Annotated in this window: 23 protein-coding genes; 14 read left to right on the top strand and 9 right to left on the bottom strand. The window is 72.2% G+C overall.

Features of this window, described 5'->3' with window-relative positions; genetic code table 11:
- Window positions 1-24: 24 nt before the first annotated feature.
- The gene (locus NIE111_RS16805; protein ID WP_238685290.1) at window positions 25-1,317 is read right to left on the bottom strand and encodes an acetyl-CoA C-acetyltransferase; all 1,293 of its coding nucleotides are present in this window, start codon (window positions 1,315-1,317) and stop codon (window positions 25-27) included.
- A gap of 55 nt (window positions 1,318-1,372) precedes the next feature.
- Between NIE111_RS16805 and NIE111_RS16800 the strand changes: the two genes are divergently transcribed.
- From NIE111_RS16800 to NIE111_RS16770, 7 genes are all read left to right on the top strand, one after another.
- A complete protein-coding gene (locus tag NIE111_RS16800; RefSeq protein WP_238685289.1) occupies window positions 1,373-2,731 on the top strand; it encodes a 3-oxoacyl-ACP reductase in 1,359 nt (452 codons plus the stop codon).
- Window positions 2,731-3,597 carry a MaoC/PaaZ C-terminal domain-containing protein gene (locus tag NIE111_RS16795; RefSeq protein ID WP_238685421.1) on the top strand — a complete coding sequence of 289 codons (867 nt, stop codon included), beginning with the start codon at window positions 2,731-2,733 and terminating at the stop codon, window positions 3,595-3,597. Before NIE111_RS16800 ends, NIE111_RS16795 begins: the two co-directional genes overlap by 1 nt.
- A 128-nt stretch (window positions 3,598-3,725) precedes the next feature.
- A complete protein-coding gene (locus NIE111_RS16790; protein ID WP_238685288.1) occupies window positions 3,726-4,478 on the top strand; it encodes an NUDIX hydrolase in 753 nt (250 codons plus the stop codon).
- Window positions 4,475-5,443, top strand: a complete 969-nt coding sequence (locus tag NIE111_RS16785; protein WP_238685287.1) for a BUD32 family EKC/KEOPS complex subunit — start codon at window positions 4,475-4,477, stop codon at window positions 5,441-5,443. The genes NIE111_RS16790 and NIE111_RS16785 overlap by 4 nt, the downstream gene beginning before the upstream one ends.
- 9 nt (window positions 5,444-5,452) lie before the next feature.
- Complete coding sequence (locus NIE111_RS16780; protein ID WP_238685286.1) at window positions 5,453-6,412, top strand: hypothetical protein; 960 nt, start codon at window positions 5,453-5,455, stop codon at window positions 6,410-6,412.
- Complete coding sequence (locus NIE111_RS16775; protein WP_238685285.1) at window positions 6,409-7,671, top strand: adenylosuccinate synthetase; 1,263 nt, start codon at window positions 6,409-6,411, stop codon at window positions 7,669-7,671. The genes NIE111_RS16780 and NIE111_RS16775 overlap by 4 nt, the downstream gene beginning before the upstream one ends.
- Window positions 7,672-7,830: 159 nt before the next feature.
- The gene (locus tag NIE111_RS16770; protein ID WP_238685284.1) at window positions 7,831-8,466 is read left to right on the top strand and encodes a DedA family protein; all 636 of its coding nucleotides are present in this window, start codon (window positions 7,831-7,833) and stop codon (window positions 8,464-8,466) included.
- Between the two features lie 6 nt (window positions 8,467-8,472).
- Here NIE111_RS16770 and NIE111_RS16765 read toward each other — a convergent pair whose 3' ends face one another.
- On the bottom strand, window positions 8,473-9,114 hold the full coding sequence (locus NIE111_RS16765; RefSeq protein WP_238685283.1) for a response regulator: 642 nt from the start codon (window positions 9,112-9,114) through the stop codon (window positions 8,473-8,475).
- Window positions 9,111-10,262, bottom strand: a complete 1,152-nt coding sequence (locus tag NIE111_RS32275; protein ID WP_238685282.1) for a sensor histidine kinase — start codon at window positions 10,260-10,262, stop codon at window positions 9,111-9,113. Before NIE111_RS32275 ends, NIE111_RS16765 begins: the two co-directional genes overlap by 4 nt.
- Before the next feature lie 170 nt (window positions 10,263-10,432).
- Between NIE111_RS32275 and NIE111_RS16755 the strand changes: the two genes are divergently transcribed.
- Window positions 10,433-11,098 (top strand): DedA family protein, encoded by a 666-nt coding sequence (locus NIE111_RS16755; protein WP_274531214.1) that lies wholly within the window; start codon window positions 10,433-10,435, stop codon window positions 11,096-11,098.
- On the opposite strand, the gene NIE111_RS16750 is transcribed toward NIE111_RS16755, so the two are convergent.
- On the bottom strand, window positions 11,073-11,711 hold the full coding sequence (locus tag NIE111_RS16750; RefSeq protein ID WP_112586169.1) for a TetR/AcrR family transcriptional regulator: 639 nt from the start codon (window positions 11,709-11,711) through the stop codon (window positions 11,073-11,075). The two genes, NIE111_RS16755 and NIE111_RS16750, sit on opposite strands and share 26 nt — an antisense overlap.
- Window positions 11,712-11,778: 67 nt before the next feature.
- Between NIE111_RS16750 and NIE111_RS16745 the strand changes: the two genes are divergently transcribed.
- The 3 genes from NIE111_RS16745 (at window position 11,779) to NIE111_RS16735 (ending at window position 15,206) form a co-directional block, all read left to right on the top strand.
- Complete coding sequence (locus NIE111_RS16745) at window positions 11,779-12,231, top strand: SCP2 sterol-binding domain-containing protein (protein WP_196920508.1); 453 nt, start codon at window positions 11,779-11,781, stop codon at window positions 12,229-12,231.
- Window position 12,232: 1 nt separating this feature from the next.
- Window positions 12,233-13,447: an acyl-CoA dehydrogenase family protein gene (locus NIE111_RS16740; RefSeq protein WP_238685281.1), complete on the top strand. Its 1,215-nt coding sequence runs from the start codon at window positions 12,233-12,235 to the stop codon at window positions 13,445-13,447.
- Window positions 13,448-13,643: 196 nt separating this feature from the next.
- Window positions 13,644-15,206, top strand: coding sequence for an AMP-binding protein (locus tag NIE111_RS16735; RefSeq protein WP_238685419.1), 1,563 nt, complete (start codon window positions 13,644-13,646; stop codon window positions 15,204-15,206).
- A gap of 50 nt (window positions 15,207-15,256) precedes the next feature.
- Here NIE111_RS16735 and purD read toward each other — a convergent pair whose 3' ends face one another.
- The 3 genes from purD to NIE111_RS16720 form a co-directional block, all read right to left on the bottom strand.
- Window positions 15,257-16,507, bottom strand: a complete 1,251-nt coding sequence (gene purD / locus NIE111_RS16730; RefSeq protein WP_238685418.1) for a phosphoribosylamine--glycine ligase — start codon at window positions 16,505-16,507, stop codon at window positions 15,257-15,259.
- Between the two features lie 89 nt (window positions 16,508-16,596).
- Entirely contained in the window at window positions 16,597-17,526 is a 930-nt protein-coding gene (locus NIE111_RS16725; RefSeq protein ID WP_238685280.1) for a type IV toxin-antitoxin system AbiEi family antitoxin domain-containing protein, read from the bottom strand.
- Between the two features lie 167 nt (window positions 17,527-17,693).
- Window positions 17,694-18,983, bottom strand: a complete 1,290-nt coding sequence (locus NIE111_RS16720; RefSeq protein WP_238685279.1) for an adenylosuccinate synthase — start codon at window positions 18,981-18,983, stop codon at window positions 17,694-17,696.
- A gap of 124 nt (window positions 18,984-19,107) precedes the next feature.
- Here NIE111_RS16720 and NIE111_RS16715 point away from each other — a divergent pair, with 124 nt between their 5' ends.
- Window positions 19,108-20,202, top strand: a complete 1,095-nt coding sequence (locus tag NIE111_RS16715) for a diacylglycerol kinase family protein (RefSeq protein WP_238685278.1) — start codon at window positions 19,108-19,110, stop codon at window positions 20,200-20,202.
- A 740-nt stretch (window positions 20,203-20,942) separates the two neighbouring features.
- Window positions 20,943-22,661 (top strand): MinD/ParA family ATP-binding protein, encoded by a 1,719-nt coding sequence (locus tag NIE111_RS16710; protein ID WP_308193694.1) that lies wholly within the window; start codon window positions 20,943-20,945, stop codon window positions 22,659-22,661.
- Between the two features lie 44 nt (window positions 22,662-22,705).
- On the opposite strand, the gene NIE111_RS16705 is transcribed toward NIE111_RS16710, so the two are convergent.
- Window positions 22,706-23,134 (bottom strand): DUF3151 domain-containing protein, encoded by a 429-nt coding sequence (locus NIE111_RS16705; protein WP_238685276.1) that lies wholly within the window; start codon window positions 23,132-23,134, stop codon window positions 22,706-22,708.
- 249 nt (window positions 23,135-23,383) lie between these two features.
- On the opposite strand from NIE111_RS16705, the gene NIE111_RS16700 reads away from it, so the two are divergent.
- Complete coding sequence (locus tag NIE111_RS16700; protein WP_238685275.1) at window positions 23,384-24,577, top strand: LOG family protein; 1,194 nt, start codon at window positions 23,384-23,386, stop codon at window positions 24,575-24,577.
- A gap of 51 nt (window positions 24,578-24,628) precedes the next feature.
- On the opposite strand, the gene fbaA is transcribed toward NIE111_RS16700, so the two are convergent.
- Window positions 24,629-25,654 carry a class II fructose-bisphosphate aldolase gene (gene fbaA, locus NIE111_RS16695; protein ID WP_238685274.1) on the bottom strand — a complete coding sequence of 342 codons (1,026 nt, stop codon included), beginning with the start codon at window positions 25,652-25,654 and terminating at the stop codon, window positions 24,629-24,631.
- Between the last annotated feature and the right edge of the window lie 45 nt (window positions 25,655-25,699).

Here is a 25,699-nt window from a genome sequence, read left to right as displayed (position 1 = left end):
CGGGCGTCGCCCTGCACACTCCGCTCAGCGCTCCAGGATGGCGGTCACGCCCTGACCACCGGCGGCGCAGATGGAGATCAGCCCGCGCCCGCTGCCCCGCTCGGCCAGCAGCTTGGCCAGGGTCGCCACGATTCGTCCGCCGGTGGCGGCGAATGGATGCCCGGCCGCCAGCGACGAGCCGTTGACGTTGAGCCGGTCGGTGTCGATCGCGCCCAGCGGTGCGTCCAGCCCGAGCCGGTCCTTGGCGAACTCCGGCGACTCCCAGGCGGCGAGCGTGGCCAGCACCTGCGACGCGAACGCCTCGTGGATCTCGTAGTAGTCGAAGTCCTGCAACGTCAGCCCGGCACGGGCCAGCATCCGGGGCACCGCGTACGCGGGTGCCATCAGCAGTCCCTCGTCGCCGTGCACGAAGTCCACCGCCGCCGTCTCCGACCAGCTGAACCAGGCCAGCACGGGCAGGTGGTGCGCCGCCGCCCACTCCTCGCTGGCCAGCAGCACCGTGGACGCGCCGTCGGTGAGCGGTGACGAGTTGCCGGCGGTCATGGTGGCCTGCTCGGCGTCCGGGCCGCGGGTGCCGAAGACTGGCTTCAGCGAGGAGAGCTTCTCCAGGCTGCTGTCCGGGCGCAGATTCTGGTCGCGGGTGAGCCCCAGGTACGGCGTCATCAGGTCGTCGAAGAAACCCCTGTCGTACGCGGCCGCGAGGCGCTGGTGTGAGCGCAGCGCCAGCTCGTCCTGGGAGCGCCTGTCGATCTGCCAGCGCAGGGCCGTGCGGGCGGCGTGGTCGCCCATGGACAGGCCGGTACGCGGCTCTGCGTTGCGCGGGATCTCCGGCTTGAACGGCTGGAGTGGGCGCAGCTTCGCCGCGATCTTGAGCCGTTCGCCCAGCGTGCGGGCCGAGTTGAGCTTGAGCAGCGTGCGGCGCATCTCCTCGTTGACGGCGAGCGGGGCGTCGGAGGTGGTGTCGACACCGCCGGCGATGCCCACGTCGAGCTGACCGAGGGCGATCTTGTTGGCGACCAGGATGGTCGCCTCCAGGCCGGTGCCACAGGCCTGCTGGATGTCGTACGCCGGGGTGTGTGGGTCGAGCCGGGAACCGAGGACCACCTCGCGGGTGAGGTTGAAGTCGCGGGAGTGCTTGAGCACCGCCCCGGTGACCACCTCGCCGATGCGCTGCCCGGCCAGCCCGTATCGGGCGATCAGGCCGTCGAGCGCCGCGCCGAGCAGGTCCGCGTTCGACGCGTCCGCGTAGCGGGCGTTGGAACGGGCGAAGGGGATGCGGTTGCCCCCGATGACCGCGACCCGCCGGATGCTCTGCACGATCCGCCTCCTCGACATATGTTGCTCGAACCCTACTGGCCAGTAGGCTACGCCCATGACCGACAGGTACGCGAGCTTCGTCCAATCGGCCGCCGGCCGCGCGCTGGTCAAGCGCCTCGGGCTGCCCGACCCGCCCCGACTGCGCCGGCACCACCCCGGCGACCCACTGCTGCCCGGCCCGGCCCTGCTCGGGGCGGCCACCGGCGGCCGGTACGCGGCTCCGGTGACCATGCGACTGACCGCCGCAGGGGTCGAGTTGGCCGGTCCGGCCGATCCGGCCACCGCCACCCCGCGGCGGTACGGGGCACTGCTGTTCGACGCCACCGGGATCACCGACTCGACCGACCTGCGCCAGCTCTATGACTTCTTCCACCCGCAGGCCCGGGCCGTGCTGCCCAGCGGCCGGGTAATCGTGCTGGGCACCCCGCCGCAGGAGTGCGCGACGACCCGCGAGGCGACCGCCCAACGCGCCCTCGAAGGACTCGTCCGCAGCATCGGCAAGGAGTTCGGCCGGGGCATCACCGCGCAACTCGTCCAGGTGGCCCGCGCCCAGGGCGATCCCAGCATCGGCCTCGAATCGACACTCCGGTTCCTACTGTCCGGCCGGTCCGCGTACGTGTCGGGGCAGGTCATTCGGGTCAGCGGCGGCGCGGCGAGCATCCCGGCCGACTGGGACCGCCCGCTGGACGGGCAGGTCGTGCTGGTCACCGGTGCCGCGCGGGGCATCGGTGCGGCGCTGGCGAAGGTGCTCGCCCGCGACGGCGCGAAGGTGGTGGCCCTGGACATCCCGGCCGCCGGCGACGCACTCGCCGCGGTGGCGAACGACATCGGCGGCACCGCCGTCCAACTCGACCTGACCGCGCCGGACGCTCCGACCCGACTCGCGGAGCACCTGGCCAGCCGGCACGGCCGGGTCGACGTGGTGGTGCACAACGCCGGCATCACCCGGGACAAGACGCTCGGCCGGATGGACGCCGACCGGTGGGACCAGGTGATCGACGTCAACCTCTCCAGCCAGGAGCGGATCAACGACGTACTGCTGGAGCGGGAGCTGATCCCGGCCGGCGGACGGATCATCTCGGTCTCCTCGATCGCCGGGATCGCCGGCAACCGGGGGCAGACCAACTACGCCACCAGCAAGGCCGGCGTGATCGGGCTGGTCGACTCACTCGCGCCGGCCCTGCGGGAGCGCGGGATCAGCGTCAACGCGGTGGCTCCCGGCTTCATCGAGACCCGACTGACCGCGCGTATCCCGCTGGTGGTCCGCGAGGCGGGCCGGCGGATGAACAGCCTGGCCCAGGGCGGGTTGCCGGTGGACGTCGCCGAGACGATCGGCTGGCTGGCCTGGCCGGCCAGCGGCGCGGTCAGCGGAAACGTGGTCCGGGTCTGCGGCCAGAGCCTGCTGGGGGCGTGATGGACGCGGGGCCGGAGTCGGGCAGCCGCACCCCTGTCGAGCTGTCTCGGATGCCGGCGGTCGGGGCGCTGCACCGACGGGCGTTGCTCGGCGCGTTGCCGGGCCTCGGCGGTGGGCGGCGCGGGCCCGACCTGCCGGCGGTCGAGTTGACGGTGGGCGGGGTGAGCGTCGACCGGGCGCAACTGGCCGACTACGACCGGGTCTGCGGGTTCCGGCTCACCGATCGGCTGCCCGCGACGTTCCCGCACGTCATGGGCTTTCCGCTGGCCCTGCGCCTGATGACCGCGCCGACTTTCCCCCTCCCGCTGATCGGGCTGGTGCACGTCGGCAACCGGATCACCACGCACCGCCCGATCACCGCCGACGAGACCCTCGACTTCACCACGTACGCGGAGAACCTGCGCCCCCACGACCGGGGGCGGCAGGTGGACGTCGTGCTTGTCGGCTCGGTCGACGGGGCGGAGGTGTGGCGCGGCGTCTCGACGTACCTCGGTCGGGAGCGCAAGCCGGGCCGACGCGAGCCCGGCGAACGTCCCGAGGCGCCGACGGCCACCGCCCGCTGGAGGGTGGAGCCGCGCATCGGTACGGAGTACGCGCGGGTCTCCGGTGACCACAACCCGATCCACACCTCCCGACTGGGGGCGCGACTGTTCGGCTTCCGCCGGCCGATCGCGCACGGCATGTGGAGCAAGGCGCGCTGCCTGGCCGCGTTGGAGGCCCGACTGCCGGACGCGTACGCAGTCGAGGTCGCCTTCAAGCTGCCCGTGCCGCTGCCGAGCACTGTGAACTTCGCGCTTCTGCCGGACGGCGGGTTCGCCCTGCACGACTCCCGTGGCCGACCGCACCTGACCGGTCTCGTGCGCTGACCGCACCTGACTGCTTCGTGCGCTGAGCGCACCGAGCTGCTTCGTGCGCTGACTCGACCCTTGGCAGGCGCGCACTTCTACGCTAAGTTGTTCTCACAGCGAGATGTTCTCAGAGTGAGAGAGACGTGATGAACGAGCAGGAGTTCCTTGCCGCGTACGACCCCCGGGCCTACCCGTCGGTCGCCGTGACCGTCGACGTGGTGGCGCTGACCATCCGCGACAGCGCACTGCACCTGCTGCTGATCCGGCGCGGCGAGGCGCCCTTCGCCGGGCACTGGGCGCTGCCCGGGGGCTTCGTCCGCCCCGACGAGGACCTGACCGCTGGCGCCGGACGGGAGCTGGCCGAGGAGACCGGGCTCGGCGGCGAGGCGCTGCGCCGCGTACACCTGGAGCAGTTGGGCAGCTATGGCGCCCCCGACCGTGACCCGCGGATGCGGGTCGTCTCGATCGCCCACCTCGCGTTCGCCCCCGACCTGCCGGACCCGGCCGCCGGCAGCGACGCCGACGACGCGATCTGGCTGCCGGTGACCGCGTTGACCAGCCGACAGCTCGCCTTCGACCACAGCCGGATCATCGACGACGCGTTGGAACGGGCCCGCTCCAAGCTGGAGTACACCCCGCTCGCCACCCGCTTCCTCGCCGCCGAGTTCACGATCAGCGACCTGCGGGCCGTCTACGAGACGGTCTGGGGGCACCCTCTGCACGCCGGCAACTTCCACCGCAAGGTCCTCTCCGTGCCGGGCTTCGTGGAGAGCACCGGCGCCAGCACCGAGCGCGGTGGCGCCCGAGGCGGCCCGCGCGCCCGGCTCTACCGGGCCGGCGACGCCCGCCTGCTGCACCCGGCGCTGCTGCGCCCCGCCCGCGAGGAGACGGTGCGGTGAGGGCCACGGAGGCGATCCGCCTTGTGGCGGCCGCCCGGACCGACGCGGACCTGTTCGGCGCCGACCAGCCGGCTCACCGCTACCGCGAGCTGGTCGCGGCCCTGCACCCCGACCGCCTGCCGACCGACCCGGCGGTACGCGCCGAAGCCATCGACGCGTTCATCCACGTCACCACCCGGTGGCAGGCCCGGCAGACCACAGTTCTCGGCGACTACCGGCTCGGCGTGCTGGCCCACTCGGGTGACCTGGCCGACCTCTACGACGTCGGCGACGACAGGCTGCTGAAGCTCCCCCGACGGCCCACCGACAACGACCTGATGGCCCGCGAGGCGCACGCCCTGCGCACCATCGCCGAGCGCGGCGACCCGCGCTACCTGCCGTACGTGCCCCGGCTGGTCGACGAGTTCCGGCACCGCGACGCCGCCACCGGAGCGGAACGGCGGATCAACGTCCTCGCCACCGCACCCGGCCTGCACGACCTCGAGGAGGTGCGGCGCGCGTACCCCGACGGGCTGGACGCCCGGGACGTGGCCTGGATGTGGCGGCGGCTGCTGGTGGTGCTCGGCCTGGCCCACCGGGCGGGCGTGGTGCACGGCGCGGTCCTGCCCCGACACGTGCTGATCGAGCCGGACGCCCACGGCGTGGTGCTGATCGACTGGTGCTTCTCCGCAGCCGTCGGGAGCACGATCCCGGCGGTCGTGCCCGGCCACGGCTGGGACCCGGAGGAAGTCCTCAAGAAACAGCAGTGCGGGCCGGGCACCGACATCGCGATGGCCAGCCACTGCATGAGCTGGCTGATGGGGCCGCGTGTCCCCCGCGAGCTGCACACCTTCGCGCAGGGCTGCCGGCAACGGTCCCTGCACGCCCGGCCCGACGACGCCTGGCGCCTCCTGCGCGAACTCGACCAGGTGCTGGACCGGCTCTACGGGCCACGCACCTTCCGACCCTTCACCCTCACCCCCTAAGGAGCTGTCATGGGCAGTGGAATCTGGTCCACCGACGTGTACGACGCCGCCGACCGCTACCGCCGGTCCACCGGCAAGAGCGCCTTCTCCTACAGCGACAGCGGGGCGCGCACCGTGCACCCCGCGCTCGACCCCAGGGACGCGACCCGCGAGAGCCGCGACTCCGACGAGCACCCCCGGTCGACGCCCGTCGCGGTGCTCTTCGACGTGACCGGCTCGATGCGCACGGTGCCGCGGGTCCTGCAGACCAAGCTGCCGCAACTGCTCGGGCTGCTGCAACGGCAGGGCTACGCCAGCGACCCGCAGATCATGTTCGGCGCCATCGGCGACGCCACCTGCGACCGGGTGCCGTTGCAGGTGGGCCAGTTCGAGTCGGACAACCGGATGGACGACGACCTCGGCCGGATCGTGCTGGAGGGCGGTGGCGGCGGACAGATGAGCGAGTCGTACGAGCTGGCCATGTACTTCATGGCCCGGCACACAGTCACCGACAACTGGGAGAAGCGCGGCCGGCGCGGCTACCTGTTCATCATCGGCGACGAACTGGCGTACCAGCGGGTGAAGGCCCGGGAGGTGGCCGGCCTGATCGGGGACGGCCTCTCCGAGGACGTGCCGCTGCGGCAGGTGGTCGACGAGGTGACCCGCCGCTGGGATACCTACTACCTGCTCCCCGCCGGCAGCCACTACGCCGGCAACGCCAAGGTGCTCGACTTCTGGCGAGACCTGCTCGGGCAGAACACCGTAGTGCTCGACGACCTCGACGCGGTCTGCGAGACCATCGCACTGACCATCGGCCTCGGCGAACAGGCCATCGACCTGGACGAGGGCCTGCGCGACCTGGACCGCGCCGGCTCCGGCGCCACCGGGACCGTGTCGAAGGCGCTGGCCCGCCTCGGCCGGGAACGGCGCGCCCAGGTGTCGACGCTGCCGACATTCACCGACACGGCCAGCGGGGTGACCCGGCTGTGAACCACGTGGCGGTGGTCGACCTCGGCTACGGCGACGCCGGCAAGGGCACCGTGGTGGACTGGCTCTGCGCCACCCGTCCCGTGCACACTGTGGTCCGCTTCAACGGGGGCGCGCAGGCGGCACACAACGTCGTGCTGCCCGACGGGCGGCACCACACGTTCGCACAGTTCGGCGCCGGCACGTTCCATCCCGGTGTGCGTACGCACCTGTCCCGGCACGTGGTGGTGGACCCGCTGGCGTTGGCCGCCGAGGCGGACCACCTCGGGACGGTGGGGGTGCCCGACGCGCTCGACCGGCTGACCGTCGACGGGGACGCGCTGCTCGCCACCCCGTACCACCGGGCCGCCAACCGGGCCCGCGAGATCGCCCGGGGAGCCGACCGGCACGGCTCCTGCGGGCTGGGAGTGGGCGAGGCCGTCGCGTACGGTCTCGCCCACCCCGACGACGCGCCGCGGGTCGCCGACTGCCACCACCCAGCGCTGCTGCGCCGCCGGCTGACCACACTGCGGGATCGGCTGACGGCCGAGCTGGGCCCCCTGGACGCGCCACCGATCGAGGACTGCCTGCCCGCGTTCACCGGGTTCGCCGGGCGGGTCGCCATCGTCGACGGCGGTTGGCTCGCCGGGGCGCTCCGCTCCGGGACCTGCGTCTTCGAGGGCGCGCAGGGGGTGCTGCTCGACGAGTGGCACGGCTTCCACCCGTACACCACCTGGAGCACCACGACGTTCGCCAACGTCGACGGCCTGCTCGCCGAGGCGGGCCGGCCCGGCGACGTGACCCGGATCGGGGTGCTCCGCGTGGTCACCACCCGGCACGGGCACGGCCCGCTGGTGACCGAGGACCGGAGCCTGCCGTTCGCCGACGCGCACAACGCCACGAACCCGTGGCAGGGCCGGTTCCGGTTCGGCCACTTCGACGCGGTCGCCCACCGGTACGCCCTCGCCGCAGCCGGCGGCGTCGACGGCCTGGCCCTGACCCACCTCGACCTGACCGGCCCCGACCTGCGGATCTGCCGCCGCTACGACACCACCGACCGGCTCACCCCGGGCCCGCCCGGTGACCTCGACCGGCAGGCCGCGCTCACCGCCCGCCTGCTGCGCTCCCGCCCGCTGTACGACGAAGCGCCGCAGGACTGGCCGGCAGCGGTGAGCGCGGAGCTGGACACCCCTGTGGTGCTCACCTCACACGGCCCCACCGCCGACAACAAAACCCCACAAGGTCCACTGCTAGCCCCACCAACCCTGGCCCACACGGCCTGACCCCAACCCCAACCCCGCCGATCTTGCACTTTCGGTCGTTGTTCTGCGGCTTTTGCAGGTATTGGTCCGGACACAAAGTGCAAGATCGGCGCGGGGAGAGGTGGGGGTTATCCGGCAGCTTCGGCCACCGGGCGGGTCGCACCCGGCGAGCATGGGGGCATGGACTCCGCGCTCGACCTGCTCCGGCAGCTGGTCACCTCACCGTGGGTGTACCTGCTGATCTTCGGGCTCACGGCGGTCGACGCGTTCTTTCCGGCCGTACCCGGCGAGGCGGCCGTCATCACCGCCGCCGTGCTCTCCACCAGCGGAAATCCCAAGCTGGCGGCGGTGATCGTCGCCGCCGCGCTGGGCGCCTGCGCCGGCGACCACGTCTCGTACGCCATCGGGCGCGGTGGCGGCGCGAGACGCTTCGCCGGGTTTCCCGACGGCAGCCGCCGACGAGCCAGCTCGGAGTGGGCCCGGCGCGCACTGAACCGGCGTGGCGGGCTGATCCTGACCACCTCCCGGTATCTGCCGGGTGGGCGGACCGCCGTCACCCTCACCATGGGCGCGGTGCGCTATCCTCGCCGGTCGTTCCTGCTGTACGACGCGATCGCGACGGTCACCTGGGCCCTGTACTGCGGGCTGCTCGGCTACTTCGGTGGGCTGGCCTTCGAACGGCACCCCGTCAAGGGCATCCTCGCCGGGATCGGCCTGTCGGTGATCGTCACACTGGGCATCGAGGGCATCCGTTGGCTGCGCCACCGGGCGCGCCGCCGCGCCGCCGCCACCACCGATCGGGCCGGACCGACCTGACATGCGTCACAGCAGGTCGGCATCGTGCACCAGGATGGCCAGCTGCACCCGATTGCCCGCGTGCAGTTTCGCCAGCGCCCGGCTGACGTGCGCCTTGACGGTGGCCTCGCTCATCGTCAGCCGCCGGGCGATCTCCGCGTTGCCGTGCCCGCGTGCCACCTCCCGGACGATCGCCAACTCCCGTTCGGTCAGCGGTGCGAGCCGCTCGCGGGCCGCGTCCCGGCGGGCCGGGCCACGCTCGGCGAACGAGCTGATCAGGCGCCGGGTCACCGTCGGTGCGAGCATCGCGTTACCGGCGGCCACCGTCCGGACGGCGGCGGCCAACTCCCGGGGCGGGGTGTCCTTGAGCAGGAAGCCGACAGCGCCGGCCCGCAGCGCCCGGTGCACGTACTCGTCGAGGTCGAAGGTGGTCAGCATGATCACCTTCGGGCCGACGGCGACCACGTCGGGCGCCACGGTCAGCCCGTCGACGCCCGGCATCCGCACGTCGAGCAACACCACGTCGGGGCGTAACCGCTGGGCCTGCTCCAGCGCGCCGACGCCGTCAGCCGCCTCACCGACGACAGTGATGTCCTCCGCCGCCTCAAGGATCAGCCGCAGCCCGGCCCGAACCAGCTGCTCGTCGTCGACCACCACGACCCGGATCACGCCGCACCCGCCAGCGGGATCAGGGCCCGGACCAGGAAACCGCCGTCCACGGGAGCTGCCTCCAGCCGGCCGCCGAGCAGCTCCACCCGCTCACGCAACCCGAGCAGCCCCTGCCCGGCACCCGGCAGCGCCGACCCGCCCTCGGAAGGGCCGTTGCGGACCAGCACCTCCAGCCCGTCGGGCAGGTAGCGCAGGCAGACGGTCGTCTCGGCGTCGGCCGCGTGCTTGCGCACGTTGGTCAGCGCCTCACGGACCACCCGGTACGCGGTACGCCCCAGCGTCTCCGGCAGTGCCGTCGGCACACCCTCGTCCTGCCGGGACACCCGCAGCCCGGCGGCACGGGACTCCCCGATCAACTCGTCCAACGTGTCGAGCCCCCGCTCCGGCGTCACGGCCGGGCCTGCCTGGCGCAGCACACCCAGCACCTCGCGCAGGTCGGTGAGCGCCTGCCGGCCGGTCGTCCGGATCAGCACGGCGGCCTCGACGGTCGCCGGGTCCACGGCGGTCACCTCCAGCGCACCGGCATGCACCACCATCAACGAGACCCGGTGTGCCACCACGTCGTGCATCTCCCGGGCGATCCGGGTCCGCTCCTCGGCGCGGACCCGGTCGGCGCGGGCCTCCTGCTCGCGTTCCAGCCGCTCGGCCCGGTCCCGCAGGGCGGCGAGCGTGTCCTGACGGGCCCGCACCCAGAGGCCGAAGACCAACGGAAGCCCCACCAGGCAGGCGGCGAGCAGCAGCACGTTGCCGGTGCTGGCGGTGGTGATCCGGCGTACGCCGCCGACCGCCAGCCCGACCAGCACCCCGCCGGTCAACACCAGGGCCGCCCCGGCGAGGTAGCCGGCGAGTTGGCGACCGCGCAACCGCAGACCCGCCTGGTACGAGGCCAGCACCCCGGCCGCCGCCGCGGCGAGCACCAACCAGCCGACCGCCGCGGCCAGGAACAACGGCCAGCGGCGGCTCCGGAGCGTGCCGGCGGCCCACGCCGAGCCCAGTGCGATCAGCAGCACGACCGCGCTCGGCAGCGGCGAGCGGACCCCGATGTCACCGGTCGCGCTGGCCCACACGGCCGCGGCGACCAGGACGGCGAGCAGCGGCGGGGCGTACCGATGGACGACCCGCCGGAGGGCGACGGCGCTGGAGGCCACGCAGCGAGCCTAGGGCCCTTTGGGCGCAAGGGGCCGCCCCGCGCCCCGGGACCCGGGTGAGGTGGGGGATGACCCCGAGGCACAGTCCGGGCCGGCCGCTACCTAAGTAGTGCCGTCCACCTGACCACTGGCCGATGTCGGTAGCCGCCGTCCCGACCAGCATCGAAATCATGGATCTGCTCGACCTGCTGCACGACACGATGTCCTCGCCCTGGGTGTACCTGGCGATCTTCGCGATCGCGGTGCTCGACGGCTTCTTCCCGGTGGTGCCGAGCGAGACGGCGGTGATCACCGCCGGGGTGTTCGCGGCCTCCGGAGCGCCGTACCTGCCGGCGGTGATCCTGGTAGCCGCCGCCGGGGCGCTGGTCGGCGACCACATCTCGTACGCCATCGGGCGGGGTGGCGGCACCCGGCTGCTCGACCGGCTGCCGCCCCACGGTCGACGTCGAGCCGCCATCGACCGGGCCCGTCGGGGGATCGCCACCCGGGGCGGTCTGATCCTCACAGTGGCCCGCTACATTCCGGGCGGCCGAACCGCTGTCACGCTCACCATGGGTGCCGTGCGCTATCCACGGCGACGGTTCCTGGCCTTCGACGCGCTGGCCGCCGGCTCGTGGGGGCTCTACTCGGCGCTGGTCGGCTACGTCGGCGGGTTGGCCTTCGAGCAGGACCCGCTGCGCGGTCTCCTGCTCGGTCTGGGCCTCGCCCTGACGGTGACGGTGGTCGTCGAGGTGGTCCGCTGGCTCCGCAACCGCCGCCGTACGGCGCGGGCCGGCGAGCCGGACACCGAGGCCCTTCCCGCCGGGGCCGTCAGTCGGCCGGCGGACGCCAGGTGACGCCGTGCAGCAGTTGGGCGGCACCCAACCAGGCCACGTTCATCATCCGGGTGGCAGTCTTCTCCGGGTCCGCGTCCGGGTGGTCCGCGAGCCAGTCGGCCAACGACTCGGTCGCGCCGACCAGGGCGTACGCGACGACCTCCAGGTCGATGGCGGCGATCTCACGGCCCTCGGCGCGCAACGCGTGGTCGAGCATCCCGGCTACCACCTCGACCAGCCGAGCCCGCATGGTGGCCAGCTCTCCGGCGAACGGCTGCTCGCCCCGGGCCTGCCGGTAGAGCACCGCCCAGCCGTCCCGGTGGGCGCCCACGAAGCCGAAGAACGCCCTCAGCCCGCGCCAGAGCCGCTCGTCGGCCGGCAGGTCGGGAGCCGCCGCCCCGGCGATGGCCTGCATCATCCGGGTGCCCTCCCGGTGCAGGCAGGCGACGAAGAGTTCCTCCTTGGTGCCGAGGTACGCGTACACCATGGGTTTGGAGATGCCGGCGTCCTCGGCGATCTCGTCCATGCTGGCGGCGTGGAAGCCACGTCGAGAGAAGACCTTGACGGCCGCGTCGAGCATCTGCTGCTCGCGGACGGCGCGAGGCAGGCGCTTGAAGGCGGGGACGCTGGACACCTTGCGAGCATACCTACTCGTGCGTAGGGTTACGCGCGAGTAGCCAATCTTCCGGAAGGCGCACCTGATGACTGACTTCGACCCGGCCACCTTCGCCAACGTGGGCCCCAAGGAGTTCGCCCAGCTGGTCAAGTCCACCCCGGACGACAAGATCGCCCAGGTGATGTCCGGCGACCTGCGCGACAAGGTCCTGGGCGAGGTGTTCGGCCGGATGCCGTCGCTGTTCCGCGCGGACCGGGCCGGTTCCACCAACGCGGTCATCCACTGGATCATCACCGGTCGCCCCGACGGCGGCAGCGACACCTACGAGGTGGTCATCGCCGACGGCACCTGCGTCGTCAACGAGACCCCGCAGCACGACCCGAAGCTGAGCCTCACCATGGGCCCTGTCGAGTTCCTGAAGATCGTCTCCGGTGGCGCCAACCCGGTGATGATGTTCATGACCGGCAAGTTGAAGGCGAAGGGCGACCTCGGCCTCGCCGCCAACATCGCCAACCTGTTCGACATCCCCAAGGCCTGACATGGCTGAGTTCTCGCTCGACCTGAACGAGGAACAGCGGGATCTACGCGACTGGGTGCACGGCTTCGCCGCCGAGGTCGTGCGCCCAGCCGCAGCCGAGTGGGACGAGCGCGAGGACACCCCGTGGCCGGTGATCCAGGAAGCCGCCAAGGTCGGCCTCTACGGCTTCGAGTTCCTCGCCACCTGCTGGGCCGACCCCACCGGGCTCTCCCTGCCGATCGCCAGCGAGGAACTCTTCTGGGGTGACGCCGGCATCGGCATGAGCATCTTCGGCACCTCGCTCGCCGTCGCCGCCATCTACGGCGCCGGCACCCCCGATCAGATGGTCGAGTGGGTGCCGCAGTGCTTCGGCGACGTCGACTCGCCATCCGTCGCCGCCTTCTGCACCAGCGAGCCGGAAGCCGGTTCCGACGTCGGCGCGATGCGCACCCGGGCCGTCTACGACGAGGCCACCGACGAATGGGTGCTCACCGGCCAGAAGGCGTACGCCACCAACGGCGGAATCGCCGGAGTGCACGTGGTCACCGCCTCCGTCGACCCCGCGCTCGGCTCCCGGGGCCAGGCGGCGTTCGTCGTACCGCCGGGCACCCCCGGCCTGGCCGCCACCCGCAAGCTGCGCAAACTCGGCCTCCGCGCGTCACACACCGCCGACGTCTTCCTCGACGGGGTACGCGTACCCGGCCGCTGTCTGCTCGGCGGACGAGACGCCCTGCTGGCACGCCTGGACCGGGCCCGCTCCGGTCAGCGGGCCACCGGACAGGCCGCGATGCGCACCTTCGAGCTGTCCCGACCCACCGTCGGCGCCCAGGCGCTCGGCGTGGCCCGGGCCGCCTACGAGTACGCCCTCGACTACGCGAAGGACCGGGTCCAGTTCGGACGCCCGATCATCGAGAACCAGGCGGTCGCGTTCGCGCTGGCCGACATGCGGATGGAAATCGACGCGGCGCGGCTGCTGGTCTGGCGAGCCTCGTGGATGGGCCGCAACAACCGCCCATTCACCGCCGGCGAAGGATCGATGTCCAAGCTCAAGGCCGGCGAGGTGGCCGTGTCGGTCACCGAGAAGGCAGTGCAACTGCTCGGCGGAGCCGGCTTCCTGCGTGACCACCCGGTCGAGCGCTGGTACCGGGACGCCAAGATCTACACCATCTTCGAGGGCACCTCGGAAATCCAACGACTGGTCATCTCCCGGGCGATCTCCGGGATGCAGATTCGCTGACCGCCGTCGGCCCAGCCCCTCCTTGAGCGGGGTCGGGCCGACGGCGGCCGAATTCCACGATCTGTGCCGTCTTTGTCACCCCACGCCGACGCCAACTGGGCCTTCAGCCGCGCCCAGTGCATGATCAAGGAAAGAAGCCCTGATGGACGGGCGGGCCACCGCCCCGCCCGCGCACCACCCCGAGGAGGTCTGCGGCATGGACCTGCCGTTCATCGTTGCCACGTTGACCCGTCGCGGGCTGCTCACCCCCGGCAGCCCGGTCCGAGTCGCCTCGCAGCTCAACGCGTTGCGCACGTGGGGGTGGAGCCTGGCCGGCGAGCTACGCCAAGCAGCCGCCCGGGACCCGGGCCGTCCCGCCGTCATCGACGAGAACGGCGTCGAACTGACCTACCACGACCTGCTCGACCGGGCCGAACGGATGGCCCGCTCGATGCGGGCCGGGCTCGGCGTACAGGCCGGCGACCGGATCGGCGTGCTCTGCCGCAACCACCACGGGCTGATCGAGACGATCGTCGCCGCCACCCTGCTCGGCGTCGACGCGGTACTGGTCAACACCGGGCTCAGCGCCGCCCAACTGGGCACCGTCGCCGAGGAACAGCGACTGCGGCTCCTCGTGCACGACGACGAGTTCGCCGAGCGGGTCCTCGGCCTCCCCGCCGAGCTGCCCCGGCTCGACGAACGCGCCCGCGAGGAGTTGGTGGCCGGGGCGCTACCGGGTGACCTGCACCCGCCCGAGCGCGACGGTCGGATCATCGTGCTCACCTCCGGCACCACCGGTACGCCCAAGGGCGCTCGCCGGCCGACGCCCAGCGGCTTCGGCCCACTGGTGTCCATCATCGACCGCATCCCCCTGCACGCCCGGAATCGCGTGATGATCGCCGCACCGATCTTCCACACCTGGGGATTCGCCGCCCTCCAGGTCTGCCTGGCACTACGGGCCACCATCGTGCTGCACCGCCGCTTCGACCCGGCCGCCACTCTCGCCGCCCTGAGCACGCACCGGTGCGACGCGCTCTTCGCCGTACCGGTGATGATGCAACGGCTGCTGGAGGTGCCCCCGCCGGACCCGCGCCCCCAGCTCACCGTCGTCGCGGTCAGCGGCTCCGCCCTGCCCGGCGGGCTGGCCCCGAAGTTCATGGACGTCTACGGAGACGTCCTCTACAACCTCTACGGGTCCACCGAGGTCTCCTGGGCCTCCATCGCCGGCCCGCAGGACCTGCGTCAGGCACCCACCACCGCTGGCCGTCCGCCGCACGGCACCCGGCTGAAGCTGCTCGACGACGACGGCCAGCCCGTACCGGACGGACGGGTCGGGCGGATCTTCGTCGGCAACGAGATGCTCTTCGAGGGCTACACCTCCGGTGCCGACCGGGAAACCCACGACGGCCTGCTCGACACCGGCGACCTCGGCCGGCTCAACGCCGACGGGCTGCTCTTCGTCGACGGCCGAGCCGACGACATGATCGTCTCTGGCGGTGAGAACGTCTTCCCGTCCGAGGTGGAGGACCTGCTCGCGCAACTGCCACAGGTCCGCGAGGCCGCCGTGATCGGCGTGCCCGACCCCGAGTACGGCCAGCGCCTCTCCGCGTTCCTCGCCCTGCACCCCGGCGAGACCCTCGACCCCGAGGCGGTCCGCGAATACGTCCGGCACTTCCTGGCCCGGTTCAGCGTCCCCCGGGACGTGATCTTCGTGAAGTACCTGCCCCGCAACGCCACCGGCAAGGTGCTCACCCGAGAACTGCGCCGCTACTACGGCTGACGGTGGCGAGGCACGGCGACTGGTGCGTGCCGCCGGGTCGACGTCGGTGTTCAGCCGGGAATCGTGATCCGATCCTCGATCGCGGCGGCGGCGATGTCGGTGCGATGCTGCGAGCCGGCCAACTCCACCCCGTCCACCAGCGCGTACGCGGCGTCCCGCGCGGCGGTAAGGTCGGCGCCGGTGGCCGTACCGCAGAGGACCCGGCCGCCGGCGGAGAGCAACGCGCCGTCGCTGGCCCGGCGGGCGGTGCCCGCGTGGATGATGCCCGGACGGTCCGCACCGGTGATCACATCGCCGGTGCGTGGCGCGGCCGGATAACCCGCCGAGGCGAGCACCACTGTCACGGCGCTCCCGTCCCGCCACCGCAGCGGCGGGTGCTCGGCCAACGAACCGGTGGCCGCCGCGTGCAGCAGCCCACCCAGCGGGGTCTCCAGCAGCGCGAGCACCACCTGGGTCTCCGGGTCACCGAAGCGCGCGTTGAACTCGATCACCCGCGGGCCGGCGGCGGTGATCGCGAGACCGACGTAGAGCAGGCCGGCGAACGGGGTGCCCCGGCGACGCATCTCCGCGAGCGTCGGGTGCACCACATCGCGCATGACATCGTCAACCAGGCCGGGCGGGGTCCAGGCCAACGGCGCGTACGCCCCCATGCCACCGGTGTTCGGCCCGGTGTCGCCGTCGCCGAGACGCTTGAAGTCCTGTGCCGGCACCAGCGGCACGGCCGCCTCGCCGTCGGTGACCACGAAGAGGCTGACCTCCGGGCCGTCGAGGAACTCCTCGACCACGACACGTCCACACTCGTCCGCGTGCGCCAACGCGGCGGCCCGGTCGTCGGTCACCACCACGCCCTTGCCGGCGGCGAGCCCGTCGTCCTTCACCACGTACGGCGCGCCGAACTCGTCCAGCGCCCGAGCGGTGCTCACCTCGTCCGTGCAGACGTACGCCCGAGCGGTCGGCACGCCGGCGGCGGTCATCACGTCCTTGGCGAACGCCTTGGAGCCCTCCAGTTGCGCGGCCGCACCGGACGGACCGAACACGGCGATGCCCTTGGCGCGTACCGCATCGGCGACCCCGGCGACCAGTGGGGCCTCGGGCCCGACCACGACCAGGTCAGCCGCCACCTCCACGGCCAGCGCCGCCACCGCGGCCGGATCTGTCGGAGTGACCGCTCGCAGCTCAGCCACGCTGGCGATCCCCGGATTACCCGGCGCCGCGATCAGCGCGGAGACACCCGAATCCGCCACCAGGCCAAGCGCAAGCGCGTGCTCCCGCCCGCCACCACCCACCAAAAGAACGCGCACGCCCGAGATCCTACTGTCCCCCTCCACCTCGCCGTTGATCATGAAGTTGTTGCCCTCCACCACGGCGTGTTGTGACAACAACTTCATGATCAACGGTGGCGGTGGGCAGCGATTGCTTGGCGGATCGTCCAGGGGATGTAGTCGGGGCGGAGGGTGTCCTGCCAGGTGAATCGGAGGACGGTCCAGCCGGCATTGACCAGGCGGTTCTGGCGGCGACGGTCGGCATAGGCGGCATCCGGTGCGCCATGTGGGCCGCGGCCGTCGGCCTCGGCGATGATCCGGGGACCACGCCAGCCGAGATCGCCGATCCCCAACAGGTAGCCGTCCTCATCGCGGACCTCAAGTTGCAGTGCGTCCGGCGGCACCTTCCCGTCCACGCACCGCAGCCGAGTCCGCGTCTCGAGCGGGGACTGGGAACGCCCATCGGCCTCGCTGAGATAGCCGCGCGCCGCGACCGCACCGCGTCGGCCGCGAATGAGGCGCGGAATGGAGAGCAGGTCATCGGTGGTCACGAGCCGCCGATTCAGCGCCGAATCCAGCAGGCTCACCGCCGGAAAACGATCAACCCGGAGACTCACGTCAGCAAGGGTCCGCAGCGGTTCGGTAGCGGTGACTCCGTTCACCCGGACAAGCTGCTCGGGCTGGATGACCAACTGATGGACCACCACTTCCGGGTGGGCGAGCCGGGCCGGCCTGGCGATCGGACCCGGCACCGACAGGTCGATCACGTCAGTGGCCCGTAGACCGGCCAGCCCGTGCAGTTCGGCAGCCGTCGCGAGCACGGCGGCTGCGGCCGGCCCGAAGGAGGCCACAGCAGCCCTGATCCGCGCCGCTCGAGGGACTCCGTCATACAGGTCGGCGTCCACCAGGTAGGTGCCACGCGCTACGACCCGCCAGCGGCCAGCCCGACACAGCCGCTGCACCTCATGCGTGGTCAAGCCGGCTGCGCGCGCTTGCCCGAGCGTCACGACTCCGTCCCGCACGGCTGCAACCCGCCGCACCACATCCAAGGCATCCACCCCGCCACCCTGGCTCAACCCGAAATCCGAAACACCCCCCTGTGGACAACCACCCGAACGCCTGTGGATAACCCGGCAATCAACACGGGTTGATCATGAAGTTATTGCCAAGACACGCCGGCGTAGCTGGCAATAACTTCATGATCAACCCATTCAGGGGATGGGGGTTAGGGGAGGAGGGGGTGGAGGACTACGTTTTCTTCTCGGCCTGGGCCTACGCCTACGACGCTGACCTTCGTGTTGCAGAGTTCTTCGACCCTCGCGATGTAGCGGCGGGCGTTCTCCGGGAGGTCGTCGATGGTGCGGGCCTTGGTGATGTCCTCCCACCAGCCGTCGAGTTCCTCGAAGACGGGCTTGGCGTGGTGGAAGTCCGTCTGGCTCATCGGCATGTCGTCGACCCGGACGCCGTTGATCTCGTAGCCGACGCAGATCGGCACCTTCGGCAGGCCGGTGAGCACGTCCAGCTTGGTGATGACCAGGTCGGTGACGCCGTTGAGGCGGCAGGCGTACCGGGCGACGACCGCGTCGAACCACCCGCACCGGCGCTCCCGCCCGGTGGTGGTGCCGTACTCCGCGCCGACCTTGCGCAGGTGGTCACCGTTGGCGTCGAACAGCTCGGTGGGGAACGGCCCGGCACCCACCCGGGTGGTGTACGCCTTGCTCACCGCGATGACCTTGTTGATCGCGGTCGGCGGGATGCCAGCGCCCACGCAGGCGCCACCGGCGGTCGGGTTGGACGAGGTCACGAAGGGGTAGGTGCCGTGGTCCATGTCGAGCATGGTGGCCTGGGCGCCTTCCAGTAGCACCGTCTCGCCCCGGTCCAGGGCGTCCCAGAGCATCGCCCGGGTCTCCGCGATGTACGGCTTGAGCCGCTCCGCGTACGCCAGGTACTCCTCGACGGTCGCCTCGAGGTCGATCGCCTTGCGGTTGTAGACCTTGAACAGGATCTGGTTCTTCTCGCGCAGCGCGAGTTCCAGCTTCTTGCGCAGGATGCCCGGGTCGAGCAGGTCCTGGAGGCGGATACCGATCCGGGCGACCTTGTCGCCGTACGCCGGGCCGATGCCGCGGCCGGTGGTGCCGATCCGGGACGAGCCGAGGTAGCGCTCGATGACCCGGTCCAGCGCCCGGTGGTGCGGCATGATCAGGTGCGCGTCACCGGAGATCCGCAGCCGGGACACGTCGACGCCGCGCTCCGCCAGGCCGTCGATCTCGGCGAGCAGCACCTTCGGGTCGACCACCACACCGTTGCCGATGACGATCATCGCGTTCGGCGAGAGCGCGCCGGACGGCATCAGGTGCAGCGCGTACTTCTGGCCGTCCGGGGTGATCACCGTGTGCCCGGCGTTGTTGCCGCCGGAGTAGCGCACGACGTAGTCGACCCGCTCACCCAGCAGGTCGGTAACCTTGCCCTTGCCCTCGTCGCCCCACTGAGCGCCGATGAGCACGATCGCTGGCATCTTTTCCGCCTCCAGAAGGCTCGGGTGCCAGGTGGCGACCGCTCGGCGAGCCCGGGGTGTCAGGTTAACAAGTAGTGACGGCGTGGCCGGCAGGGGTCGCGTCGAGAGGCAGGAGGCTCCTTCCGTGTACGACGTGGTGCTGCTCACCCTCGGTTCGGAGCGGGACGCTCCCGGGGGCTGTGGCAGCGGCGGGGCCTGCTGCGGCGGCGCGACCGGGGCCGACACCGCCCCGACGAGCCAGACCGACACCGGCCACGCCAACAGTGACCAGACCGACTCCGGCCGAGCGAACACCGACCAGACCGACACCGGCCAGGCCAGCACCGACACCGAGCAGTGCGCGACGGAGCGGCCACGGGTGCCGGTGCTGGCATGCGCCGACGCGCTGAACGCCCGGGGCGCCCGGGTGGAGACGGTCACCGCCCGCTCCGACGCCGAGATCGACGCGGTGTTGGCCCGGCTCGACGGCCCGCCCCGCCCGGACGGCCTCACCTGGCCGGACCCGGACAGCAAGACCCGGCTGGTCATCGCCACCGCCAGCGACGGGCAGTTGCGCGCCGTGCTGCGCCGGCTGGTCAAGCGGTACGCCCCGGCGCCGAGCAAGCGCCCGGCGGATCTGCCCGGCAACCGGACCCTGCCCGACCTGCCGCCGGTGGCCGTACTCCCGCTCGACCCGGCCCGTGGTGGCACCCACCGGGACCTGGCCGCGCAGCTCGGGCTGCCCCGTGATCCGGCGGCGGTGGCCGCCGCGGTGCTGGACGGCTCACCGCGGCGACTGGACCTGCTGCGCAACGACGGCGGCTCGGTGACCCTGGACGGCGCGCTCCTCGGCGCTGCCGACGACGCCGGCCGGCCGCTGCACTGGCGCGCCCGGGTGGAGGTCGACGACACCATCCTCACCGACGGTGCGGAACCGTTGCTGGCCTGTGCGGTCGGCAACGCCGGCGGGTACGCGACGCTCAACGACGTGACGCTGCTGACCGCGCCGGACCCGGCCGACGGCCAGGTCGAGGTCGCGGTGGCCGTGCCGGTGGTCGTCCGCTCGGCGTGGGGACGCAAGCGGGTACGCCTCGAAGTTCGGCGGGCCCGTGGGCGGGCGGTGTCGGTGCTGCCCAGGGAGGGCAAGGTGCCGTACCTCGACGATGGTGTCGAGGGCGAGCTGACCCGTAAGCGTTCCTGGTGGGTCGAGCCGGGCGCCTGGGCCGTCTGGTCGAACTGACCTCGACCGCACCGACCGGCCGACCTGCCTGCACCGATCGGCCCTGTTGGGTGATTGGGCCTATCCTCGCAGGAGGACTGGGGAGGGCCGTAATGGACGAGAACGCCGACCGGGCGCAGGTGCCCGGCCAGCAGCCGGTGCCGGAGCGGGACGTCGAACCACTCTGGCCACCGGATCCGGGTGACCGGGGCGCGGTGCCGCCGTGGGCTGCGGTCGCCGAGCAGCGGGGTGGGCCGTCGTCGGTCACGCCACCGGTCACGCCACCGGTGGCCGCGCCGCCGACCGGGCGACCGCCGGTGCCCGGCCAGCCCGGCGCCGCGGCCCAGTCGCCTCCCTCGCCGTCGGATTACCCGTCGCTCACCGGTGTCGTTCCGGCGCCCGGGGGGTGGGGGGTCAGCGGCCCGTCCGGCGCCGGGTCGGGTTGGGCACCGGCGCAGCCGAGTTGGCCGCCACCGACCGCCCCGGCCGCTGCGTCACCGCCGCCCGTTCCGCCGGCGACCGGTGCCCAGCCGACGCCTCCGTCGACCGGCTCGGGGAGCAACGGCGGGCCAGCCGTCCCCGGCATCCCGGGTTCCGCCGCCACACCGACCACCGCCTCCGCGCCGAGGGACGGCCGTCCCGCCACGAGCGACGCGGGCAGTGCCGCGCCCGACGCGGCCAGCCAGGCCAGCGAAGCGGCGCAGGTACAGCCCGGCGACCGGGGTCCGACCGCCGCGCCGGTCGCCCCGGGCGGCGTCGACCTGAACCTGCCGTTCACCCTGGACCAGCCGACCCGCGCCGCCGCATCGGCACCCACCGACCGTCCCACCGCGTCCGCCGCCAGCCCGAACGCCACCGCCAGCCCGAACGCCACCGACGGCCCGCACGCCACCGACAGCCCGACGGCCGCCGGCCCCGCGCCGACAGACCCCTCGGCCGCAGGCCCTGCGGTGGCCGGTCCGGCACCGCAGCCTGGTAGTCCGGAAGCACAGCCCGGCGGGTCAGCACCGCAGGCCGGCGGATCAGCACCACAGGCCGGCGGATCAGCACCACAGGCTGGTGGGCCCGGTGCGGACGGGTCCGCTGACGGGCCGGCGCGGCCGATTGCCGAGTCGCCGTGGGCATACCCGCCGCAACGCGCGGCCGGAACGGCCGCGCCCGCCCACGACGAGGCCGGCGCGACGCCTCCGATTCCGCCGCCGCCGATCGTTCCGCACGCCGGTCCCGCGCAGGCACACCCCGGGCAGCCGTTCATCCCCGGCCAGGCCGGCCCGGCACAGATTCCGCCGCCGCCCGACGTGACGCAGTTCAGCAACCCGCCGCACGGCCTTGCCGCACCGCAGCACGCTCCTGGGCAGGCCGGGCCGGGGACCCCACCGCCCGGGCCGTTCCCGCCCTCGCCGGGTTGGTATCCACCGCCCTGGCAGCAGGGCTCGCCCGGCGGCGCGCCCGGGCAGCCGTACCAGGAGGCCGACGGGGTGACCCGGGTGCCGGCCCCCGCGTACCCGGACGCGACCGCGTACCCGGACGCGAGTTGGACACCGGACACCACAGCCGCACCGACCGCCGAGGACTTCGCCCGACGCCGCCAGGTACGACCCGCCGACCCGGTGGCGACAATGGGTGTACGCGCGGTGGTCAACAAGATGGGCCTGCTCCGGCTCTCTCCGGGGCGGCACGAGCAGGAGCTCAAGCGGGACATCGAGATGGTGCGCCGCAACTTCGGCGGTCTGCGGCAGGTGACAGTCGTTAACCCGAAGGGCGGCGCCGGCAAGACGGTGGCCATCCTGCTGCTCGCGATGACGTTCGGTCAGAAGCGCGGCGGCTACGTGCTGGCCTGGGACAACAACGAAACCCAGGGCACCCTCGGGATGCGGGCCCAACAGGACTTCCACTCCCGCACCGTGCGGGACATGTTGCGTGACCTCGGGCAGTTCCAGGGCGCGCACGGGCGGGTCGGCGACCTGTCGCAGTACGTCCGCTCGCAGGGCGAGGGGATGTTCGACGTCCTGGCCTCGGACGAGTCGGCCACCGGTGGCGAGATGTTGACGGCTGCCGCGTTCGCCGAGATCCGTGAGGTGGTCAGCCGGTTCTACAAGTTGATCTTCGTGGACACCGGGAACAACGTCCGAGCGCAGAACTGGCAGGCGTCGATGGACGCCACCGACCAGTTGGTGGTCACCATGTCGGCCCGTAACGACTCCGCCGAGACCGCCGCCCGGATGCTCGACCACCTGGAGCAGAGCGGCCGGCAACGGCTGGTCCGTCAGGCCGTGACTGTGGTGTCGATGCCACCGTCCCGCAAGGAGATCGACCTGCCGGCCATCCAGGAGCACTTCGCGGCCCGCACCCGGGCGGTGCTGCTGGCCCCGTACGAGCGACTCATCGACAGCGGCGAGCCGATCCGGTACGGCGGGCTCTCCTCGGCCACCCGGGACGCCTGGCTGAAGATCGCCGCGGCGGTCGCCGAAGGGTTGTAACCGCCGACGGCCGGCCCAATGTCGGGCCGGCCGTCGGGGCGGGGTCAGTTGCTCGCCAGCGCGTCCGCCGCTTCCGGGTCGCAGTCGCGCAGGAACTGGGCACAGCGGGCCGCCTCGTCGGCCTCGCCGATCTCGTCGGCGGCGCGGGACAGCACGTAGAGGCAGCGGAGGAAGCCCCGATTGGGCTCGTGTGACCACGGCACCGGGCCGTGCCCCTTCCAACCACTGCGGCGCAGTTGATCGAGGCCCCGGTGGTATCCGGTGCGGGCGTACGCGTACGCCGTCACCACCTGGCCCTGCGCGAACGCCCGCGCCGCGAGCTCCGCCCAGGCCGCGCTGTAGGTCGGGAAGCCGGCCGCCACATTGGCGTACGCCTCATCGGTGCCGGCCTCGGCGGCGGCGGCCAGGGCGGCGTCGGCCTCGTCGTTCACGGGCAGGCGGGTGGCCGGTGGCTCTGGCAAAAGGTTCTGCATCGCCCCATTCAACCCGCTGGACAGTGCGACACGCGAGCGGGTCGGCCGACGTGTCCCGCTGAACGGCTGAGGAGTTGGTCACGCCTGCGGCCTATGCCGCTGCCTGGTGTTTTCCACTACAACTAATGGTCCGGAGCCTCCCCAGGAACCGGTTATGCAGGAGCCCGGTGGCCACGACCACCGGGCTCCTGTCGGTTCCACCCCTGGCCCGAGGTTTGACCGGGCCTGGTGGAGGGGCAGGATGGCCCGGTGCCGACCCCACCTCCCGCGGACGTCATCGAGCCGCACCTGCACGCCGGTGAGATCCAGACCCGTGCCGAGTTCGACAATCAGTTGGCCACCGGTCGGCTGACCGGGCTGACCGTGCAGGGCCTACGGCTCGACCTCGCGCCGGTGCCTGACCTGACCGGCGTCGACGTCGCCGGCACCCTCTTCGTCGGTTGCCGGTTCGCGTCCCGGGACGTGGGCGCCGACCTGGTCCGGCGTGGCGCGAACGTGGTGCCGCCGTTCTCCGGGTTGCCGTACCCGACCCAGCCGACGCACCTCTACACCCCGGACGACCTGGCCGCCGGGTTCGCCGAGGGCGGGTTCACCGGGATGTACGACACCCGGGTGTACGACCACTACCGGGCGCACGGCGGCGCGTTGCCGGACGTCAAGGAGGCGTTGGGTCAGCGGCTGCACGACCACGGCGTGGACAACGCGCTGGCCGACGCCACCCGGGTCTGGCTGACCGCGTACGGGCCGCAGTCGGTGGTGGGCATCATGGGCGGGCACGCGGTGCGGCGCGGCAGTCCGGCGTACCGGATGGCGGCCGTGCTGGGTTGGGAGCTGGCGCGGGCCGATCGGCTGGTGGTGACCGGCGGCGGCCCGGGTGTGATGGAGGCCGCGAACCTCGGCGCCTACCTGGCGGACCGGCCGGCGACCGACGTGACGGCGGCGATCGACCTGCTGGCCACCGCCCCCGACTTCACCGACCACCACCGCTACACGGCTACCGCGCTGACGGTCCGGCAGCGGTACGCGGGGGTGCCCCGGCAGCGTGGCGACGACCTGGGCTGGGCGCGTGCGGGTGGCCTGGCCATTCCGACCTGGTTGTACGGACACGAGCCGGCGAACCTGTTCGCCGGGCGGATCGCGAAGTACTTCTCGAACGCGATCCGGGAGGACACCATCCTGCGCCTCGCCCGGGGCGGCATCGTCTTCGCGCCGGGGCGGGCGGGCACTGTGCAGGAGGTGTTCCAGGCGGCCACCAAGACCTACTACGGCACCGACGGCGCCAGCGGGGCGTACATCTTCCTGGACCGCGCCTACTGGACCGTGGAGCTGCCGGTGGAGGCGCTGTTGCGTCCGCTGCTGGCCGCGTCCCCGTTCGGCGACCTGTCGTCGACGATCCACCTCACCGACGACGTCCGCGAGGCGGTACGCCTGCTGACGACCTGACGACGACGGCCGACTCCCCGTGCGGGGAGCCGGCCGTCGGGTGGGGCGTCGTTACTTGGTCATCGTGGTGCCGGTCGAGCGCAGGTGCTCGCAGGCCTCGACGACCCGGGCGGCCAGGCCGGCCTCGGCGGCCTTGCCCCAGGCACGCGGGTCGTACAGCTTCTTGTTGCCGACCTCGCCGTCGATCTTCAGCACGCCGTCGTAGTTGCGGAGCATGTGGTCCGCGACGGGGCGGGTGAAGGCGTACTGGGTGTCGGTGTCGATGTTCATCTTCACCACGCCGTAGTCCAGAGCCTCGCGGATCTCGCTCAGCAGGGAGCCCGAGCCGCCGTGGAAGACCAGGCTGAGCGGCTTGTCCTTGCCGTACTTGGCGCCGACGGCGTCCTGGATCTGCTTGAGGATCTCCGGACGCAGCTTGACGTTGCCCGGCTTGTAGACGCCGTGCACGTTGCCGAAGGTCAGCGCCGCCATGTAGCGGCCCTTCTCGCCGAGGCCGAGCGCCTCGACCATGGCCAGGCCGTCATCGGTGGTGGTGTAGAGCTTGTCGTTGATGGCGTTCTCGACGCCGTCCTCCTCGCCACCGACGACACCGACCTCGATCTCAAGGACGATCTTGGCCTTGGCGGCCTCGTCGAGCAGCTGCGCGGCGATCTGCAGGTTCTCCGCGACCGGCACGGCCGAGCCGTCCCACATGTGCGACTGGTACAGCGGCTCCTCGCCGCGCTTCACCCGCTCCTGCGAGATGCCCATCAGCGGACGCACGAACCCGTCCAGCTTGTCCTTCGGGCAGTGGTCGGTGTGCAGGGCGATGTTCACCGAGTACTTCTTGGCGACCTCGTGCGCGTACGCGGCGAACGCCACCGCGCCGGTGACCATGTCCTTGATCGAGGGGCCGGAGAGGTATTCGGCGCCACCGGTGGAAACCTGGATGATGCCGTCGCTCTCCGCGTCGGCGAAGCCCTTGAGCGCCGCGTTCAGCGTCTGGGAGGAGGTCACGTTGATCGCGGGGTACGCGTACCGGCCAGCCTTGGCGCGGTCCAGCATCTCCGCGTAAGCCTCGGGGGAAGCGATGGGCATGTGATGCGCTCCTTACTTACCACTCTCGGCCGTGCTGGCCGCTGT

It is taken from the genome of Micromonospora hortensis (genome assembly GCF_022230935.1).
In the GTDB taxonomy this organism is placed as follows: Bacteria; Actinomycetota; Actinomycetes; order Mycobacteriales; family Micromonosporaceae; genus Micromonospora; species Micromonospora hortensis.
The sequence above is the reverse complement of the archived record's forward strand: the minus strand, read 5'-3'. Positions and strand labels throughout refer to the sequence as shown.

Excerpts from the sequence above, each read along its gene's own strand:
- NIE111_RS16800 (WP_238685289.1), top strand. The coding sequence starts at position 1,373 with ATGACCGACAGGTACGCGAGCTTCGTCCAATCGGCCGCCGGCCGCGCG.
- NIE111_RS16795 (WP_238685421.1), top strand. The coding sequence starts at position 2,731 with ATGGACGCGGGGCCGGAGTCGGGCAGCCGCACCCCTGTCGAGCTGTCT.
- NIE111_RS16790 (WP_238685288.1), top strand. The coding sequence starts at position 3,726 with ATGAACGAGCAGGAGTTCCTTGCCGCGTACGACCCCCGGGCCTACCCG.
- NIE111_RS16780 (WP_238685286.1), top strand. The coding sequence starts at position 5,453 with ATGGGCAGTGGAATCTGGTCCACCGACGTGTACGACGCCGCCGACCGC.
- NIE111_RS16770 (WP_238685284.1), top strand. The coding sequence starts at position 7,831 with ATGGACTCCGCGCTCGACCTGCTCCGGCAGCTGGTCACCTCACCGTGG.
- NIE111_RS16755 (WP_274531214.1), top strand. The coding sequence starts at position 10,433 with ATGGATCTGCTCGACCTGCTGCACGACACGATGTCCTCGCCCTGGGTG.
- NIE111_RS16745 (WP_196920508.1), top strand. The coding sequence starts at position 11,779 with ATGACTGACTTCGACCCGGCCACCTTCGCCAACGTGGGCCCCAAGGAG.
- NIE111_RS16740 (WP_238685281.1), top strand. The coding sequence starts at position 12,233 with ATGGCTGAGTTCTCGCTCGACCTGAACGAGGAACAGCGGGATCTACGC.
- NIE111_RS16735 (WP_238685419.1), top strand. The coding sequence starts at position 13,644 with ATGGACCTGCCGTTCATCGTTGCCACGTTGACCCGTCGCGGGCTGCTC.
- NIE111_RS16720 (WP_238685279.1), bottom strand. The coding sequence starts at position 18,983 with ATGCCAGCGATCGTGCTCATCGGCGCTCAGTGGGGCGACGAGGGCAAG.
- NIE111_RS16705 (WP_238685276.1), bottom strand. The coding sequence starts at position 23,134 with ATGCAGAACCTTTTGCCAGAGCCACCGGCCACCCGCCTGCCCGTGAAC.
- fbaA (WP_238685274.1), bottom strand. The coding sequence starts at position 25,654 with ATGCCCATCGCTTCCCCCGAGGCTTACGCGGAGATGCTGGACCGCGCC.